The 5,119-nt window shown below is 73.1% G+C and carries 4 protein-coding genes; 1 reads left to right on the top strand and 3 read right to left on the bottom strand.

The window, feature by feature from the left end:
* Both NBZ83_RS29855 and NBZ83_RS29860 read right to left on the bottom strand, forming a co-directional pair.
* Window positions 1-2,035: phosphatidylglycerol lysyltransferase domain-containing protein (locus NBZ83_RS29855; RefSeq protein ID WP_261576288.1), on the bottom strand; the 2,035-nt coding region annotated here is incomplete at its 3' end.
* Between the two features lie 387 nt (window positions 2,036-2,422).
* Window positions 2,423-3,394 (bottom strand): quinone oxidoreductase family protein, encoded by a 972-nt coding sequence (locus NBZ83_RS29860; RefSeq protein WP_261571182.1) that lies wholly within the window; start codon window positions 3,392-3,394, stop codon window positions 2,423-2,425.
* Window positions 3,395-3,515: 121 nt separating this feature from the next.
* On the opposite strand from NBZ83_RS29860, the gene NBZ83_RS29865 reads away from it, so the two are divergent.
* The gene (locus NBZ83_RS29865) at window positions 3,516-3,935 is read left to right on the top strand and encodes a winged helix-turn-helix transcriptional regulator (protein WP_261576289.1); all 420 of its coding nucleotides are present in this window, start codon (window positions 3,516-3,518) and stop codon (window positions 3,933-3,935) included.
* A gap of 140 nt (window positions 3,936-4,075) precedes the next feature.
* On the opposite strand, the gene NBZ83_RS29870 is transcribed toward NBZ83_RS29865, so the two are convergent.
* On the bottom strand, window positions 4,076-5,002 hold the full coding sequence (locus tag NBZ83_RS29870) for a CBS domain-containing protein (RefSeq protein WP_261576290.1): 927 nt from the start codon (window positions 5,000-5,002) through the stop codon (window positions 4,076-4,078).
* Window positions 5,003-5,119: the final 117 nt, after the last annotated feature.

Raw genomic sequence — 5,119 nt, forward strand, 5'->3', positions numbered from 1 at the left:
GGGCCGCCCTGTGCGGGGAGCGGCGGGCACCGTCGCGGGGGTGGCTGCCCTCGTGGGTCTGTTTGGGCTCCCGGCCGCGTCGAGTCTCCCGGGAGTGGCCGCCGTCCGCCGGATGCAGACCATCCCGGCGGCGGCCGGTGGCCCGTGCCGGGAGCCCTGCCCGTTCGGACTCTGCGCCTGCGGATCCTGCCTGTGGCGAGTGGTCGGCCGTGGCGTCGCCTGCCGCCGATTCCGCGGTCGGGGAGTCACCGGTCGGGGAGTCACCGGCCGAGGTGACGGGTGTCGGGTCGGGCTGCGCACTGTCGATGCCGAGGGATGCTGAGGGCAGATGCGGCCGGCGTCTGGGTAGCGAGGGGCGGGTGAGCAGGGCCTCGGCGCGTAGGGCGGCGAGCATGACGCGGGGAAGGTCGCGGGTGGTCGGGTAGCAGCCGTAGCGGGGCTGCCAGTCCGGGTCGAACTTGGCGTTGAAGCGGTAGATCGACTCGATCTGGAACCAGCGGGACGCGGTGAGCAGCAGCCGGCGCGTCAGCCGCAGCGCGGGCGTCGCGCCGAGGCGTTCCCCGCGGGCCAGGGTGGCACGGAAGGCGGCGAAGTTGAGTGACACCCGGGTGACGCCGAGCCGGTGGGCTTCGCGAAGCAGAGCCACGACCATGAACTCGGTCAGCCCGTTCGCGGCGGTCCGTTCGCGGCGCATCGCGTCCAGGGACAGGCCGTCCGAACCCCAGGGCAGGAAGGTCAGCAGGCCGCGTAGGCGTCCGTCCTGGAACGCCCGCACGACCACGCTGTCGGGGTCCTCGGGGGCACCGACGCGGCCCAGCGCCATGGAGAAGCCGCGTTCGGTGCCGCAGGAACGCCAGGCCGACGCCCGGTCCGCCAGCGCCGCCCGTTCGGCGGGGTCGAGGTCGGCGACCCGGTCGATCCGTGCCGTGTAGCCGGCGCGTTCGACCCGGGCCACGGCCTGCCGCACGCCGCGCATCGCCCGTCCGTCCAGGCTGAACGCCGCGGTCCGCACGACCGCCTCGTCGCCGAGTTCGAGGACCCGCAGGCCGGCCCGCTGGTAGGCGCGCCCGCCGTCGGGGCTGCAGCCGAGGACCGCGGGCACCCAGGAGTGGGCGGCGGCGAGGTCGAGGAACGGGCGGATCGCCCCCGGCCAGGCCTCCGGGTCGCCGATCGGATCGCCGGCGGCGAGCGCCACCCCGCCGACGACCCGATAGCTGATCGCGGCCTTGCCCGACGGCGACCACAGCACGCTGCGGTCGCGCCGCAGGGCCACATAGCCCAGGGAGTCCCGGCCGCCGTGGCGGGTCAGCAGCGCCCGCAGCCGGGTGCCGTCGGCCGCCGTCAGCGCGGCGACCGGGGTGGCCGGCCGTAACGCCAGGTAGCCGGGGACGCCGACGGTGAGCGCGCCGAGGGCCAGCAGGACCGCGCCGACGAGGTCGCCGTCGCCGGGGCGGGCGAACCGGGCCGGTCCGGTGATCCCCGCGAGGCCCGCCAGCACGTGCTCGACGTGCGCGCCGAGGTCGCCGCTGCCGTGGCGGAAGTGGATGAGGGCGAGCCCGACGGTCAGATCCGCGGCGGCCAGCGCGGCGAGGGCGCCCAGCGCCCGCCACCGGGTCCGGGGATCGCCGGCGGCGGGAAAACGGCGCCGGGTGGCGATCAGGACGGCGAACGGGACGAGGTCGATCGCGGCGGGGACGACGGCGAGGCCCCGGGCCAGGTCCAGCAGCACGGCCGCACCGGACAGGGTCAGCGCCGCCCGCCAGGCCCGCCGCTTGCGTCGGCGCAGCCCGTGGGCCAGCCCGATGAGCAGCAGGCCGGCGCCCACGCTGGTTCCGGTCGCGGCCTGCGTCACCATCCCGGGGATCAACCGGCCGAGCCAGGTCCACCCGGTCGGTCGGTGGCTGATCGCGGTGATGACGTCGATCAGCCCGACGAGGACGGTGAGGGTCGCGATGAGAGCGGGCACGGGCAGGCGCCCACCGGTGGTGGCGGTGGGCGTGGCGGGTGGCGCCGCCTCATCCTTGCGACGCGTCATCTTGACAGGCACTCCAAAGGCGCGACCGGGGGCAGGGGCGATCGGTCCCTGGCGGCCGCGATCTGTCGGTCGTCGGGACCGGCGTACGGTACATCGCCCATGCATCCGCTGGTCGGGCGGTTCGGCATCTCTTGGGTCACGGCGCCGGAACGTCGTCATTGCGGCGGGTCGCGGCTGCGCGCATAGGGTGAATGTTCGCCTTGGCCGGGTTACGTCGCAGTTCGGTGCCACCTGGAGGTGCCGCAGCGCGACGGGCCTGGGCCTCGGCTGGCTCGCCGTCCTGCTCCACCTCGATCACCACCTGGGACGCGGGCGAGCTGTCCGTCGGCGAACCCTGCTTCGCCGGCCGGCCGGGCGGGTGATCCCGATCCCGATCACCGCCCGCGGTCAGGGAAGCAGGACTGTCTTTCCGACGGTGGTGCGACCTTCGGCGCCTCGGTGGGCTTCGGCGGCCTGCGACAGGGCCAGGGTGCTGCCGATGATCGGCCGAAGCACCCCGCTGCTGCCGAGTGCCAACGCCTGCTCCCGCAACTGGGTAAGCCGTCGTGCGGGCAGCGCCGGGGAGGCGAAGCCGGTGACCGAGAGACCCCGGTGATACACGGCGAGGGGGTCGATGCGTGGCGGCTGGCCGCTGGCCGTCCCGTAGAGCACCATCCGGCCGACGCCCGGTGCCAGCAGGTCGAACGCGGCCTGCGACACGGCTCCGCCGGTGCCCTCCAGCACCACGGTGACGCTTGCGCCCGCCGCCTCGCCTGCGCGTCGCGGCCAGTCCGGCTCCCCGGAGTCGACCACGACGTGCGCGCCGAGCTGCCGGGCGAGCTCGCGTTTGCGGTCGCCTCGGGCGGCGGCGATCACGGTGGCGCCGGCGCGGCGGGCGAGCTGCACGAGCAGGCTGCCCACCCCGCCGGCGGCGGCCTGCACCAGCACCGTGTCCGCGGGCCCGAGGCCGGCGGCCTCGACCACCCCGATCGCGGTGGCGCCCTGACCGAGCAGCGCGACCGCCGTCGGGTCGTCGAGACTTGCCGGTAGGGGCAGCGCCGTGGCCTCGGGCAGCACGGCGAGCTCCGCGTAGCCGCCATGAGCCGTCGCGCCCACCGTCCGCCGGCCGATCGCCGCCGGGTCGACGCCGGGGCCGACCGCGACGACGTCGCCCGCGACCTCGAATCCCGGGGCGAACGGCAGCGGAAGGTCGGGCAGCACGTCGCGCATGAGCCCGGCGCGGATCTGGACGTCGGCGAACCCGATGCCGGCGGCCGTGACCCGGATCAGCAGCTCGCCGGGGCCCGGCCGCGGATCGGGTACCTCGTCGACCCGCAGGACATCGGGTGGACCGTACTCGTGGAAACGAACGGCGCGCATCAATGAACTCCTTCGTATCCCGACTTCCCGCGCAGCCGCCGGCCGGCCGTGCGAGGGGACGCGAAGGTAACCCGTGAAATACTGGTTACTTCAAAGGAATCTGATTACCGTGAGGATACCGATGGAGCTGCTGCGCCCGGACATGTTCCACCCGGCCTGCCCGAACAGCGTCATGCCGATCAGGATCGGTGACAAGTGGTCGGCGATGGTCGTCGTCTGCCTGGAGCAGGGCCCCCGCCGCTTCTCGGAGCTCCGCGTGCCGATGCACATCACCACACCCAAGGTGCTCACGCAGACCCTGCGGGCACTCGAACGCGACGGCATGATCACCCGCACTGTCCATGCCGAGGTGCCCCCACGGGTCGAGTACGAGCTGACGTCCCTGGGCCGAGCTCTGCTCGACCTCATCGCGACTAGCTGCCGCTGGGCCGACGAGCACCTGCCCGCCCTGCTGGCCGCCCGCGACGCCTACGCCTCCCGTACGGCCGAGCCCGTCTCACTCGCGGCTCCGGAAACCACGTCTCCCCGTCCGGGCCGCTGAGCGGGAAGTCCCTGGTGACGTCGAGGACGTGCATGCCCTGTCAGCCGCGCCGGGAGCGGGCGGGGAGCCGATCCACGAGTGGCTCGCGGTAAGCCCGGTTCGACGCCCGCCGGCCCTGCCGTGACGCGCCTGCGCCCGGCTCACGTGGCAGTTGCGCGGCGTCCAGTCTTCGAGGGAAGCGGGCGGGACGGCAGGAGAACAGGAGTGACTGCTCCCGGCCGGCCCAGGGATGGGGCGGAAGGCCCGTCGTCCTTGTCGGGACTGGTGAGCAGAAGCTCGGCGGTGATGTATCCGAGACGTCGGCCATTCCGGCCACGGACGATGACGATCCCGGCGGGATCGCGGGCGAGCATTCGTCGGGCCGCCTCCAGCGGAGTGTCCGGAGGCACGAAGTCCGCCGGATGAATCAGCCCGGTGATCCGCTCGATCGACGGAGAGCCCTGGGCGGCGGCGAGCCGCTGCGCCAGATCTGCCAGGCGGATGACGCCGACGAGGTGGGAACCCGCCTCCACCGCCGACACCTGGGCCGCGGCGGCGAACATCCGTTCCAGCGCCTTGTGAATGGTCGTCTCGGCGGAGATCACCGGGACAGGGATGTCGTTTCGCATGACGTCGGCGACCGTTTTGATGGAAGGCCGATTGATTGTCCCGAGGGGCCTGATCTGCCGATCGCACGGCTGGAGATCGTGAGCCGGCGGTACCAGGATAAATCGAGAATCGAAGGTACATGCATCCCCGAGGGCCTGTCTCTCCTCGGCCCAGAGCGCACGTGGCGATTGTCGGACGACGGGGGGTCTGAGGTCGCGAGCGTCCAGCACGCGAGTTCGTGTCAGAGAATATTCCCGAAGGTCCACGGTGACAATAGTGACGGCGGAATAGCGGAAATGCGGGCCGAGGTCGTCGTGAACATCGGGGTGGGGCTCCGTCCCGAGGGGGCTCATCAGCGGCCTGGCCAGTACCGCATCGATGAGGGAGGTCCACCGGGAGGCCGGCAGGAGTTCCGGTGCGCCGTCTCTTGTCGGCTGCGCGTGGCCGGCCGGAAGGAGTAGATCGTCCGAGCCGCCCATCATCGAGGTCTGGTCGGACGGCTCCGGTGCGGGGGACTGTCCGCTGGGGCCGGCAGCCTGGAAGGCGCTGATGTCTGGGAAGGCGCTGATGTCTTGGTCGGCGGGGGTGGCTGGGCC

The organism is Frankia gtarii (assembly GCF_025403375.1).
Taxonomy (GTDB): domain Bacteria; phylum Actinomycetota; class Actinomycetes; order Frankiales; family Frankiaceae; genus Frankia; species Frankia gtarii.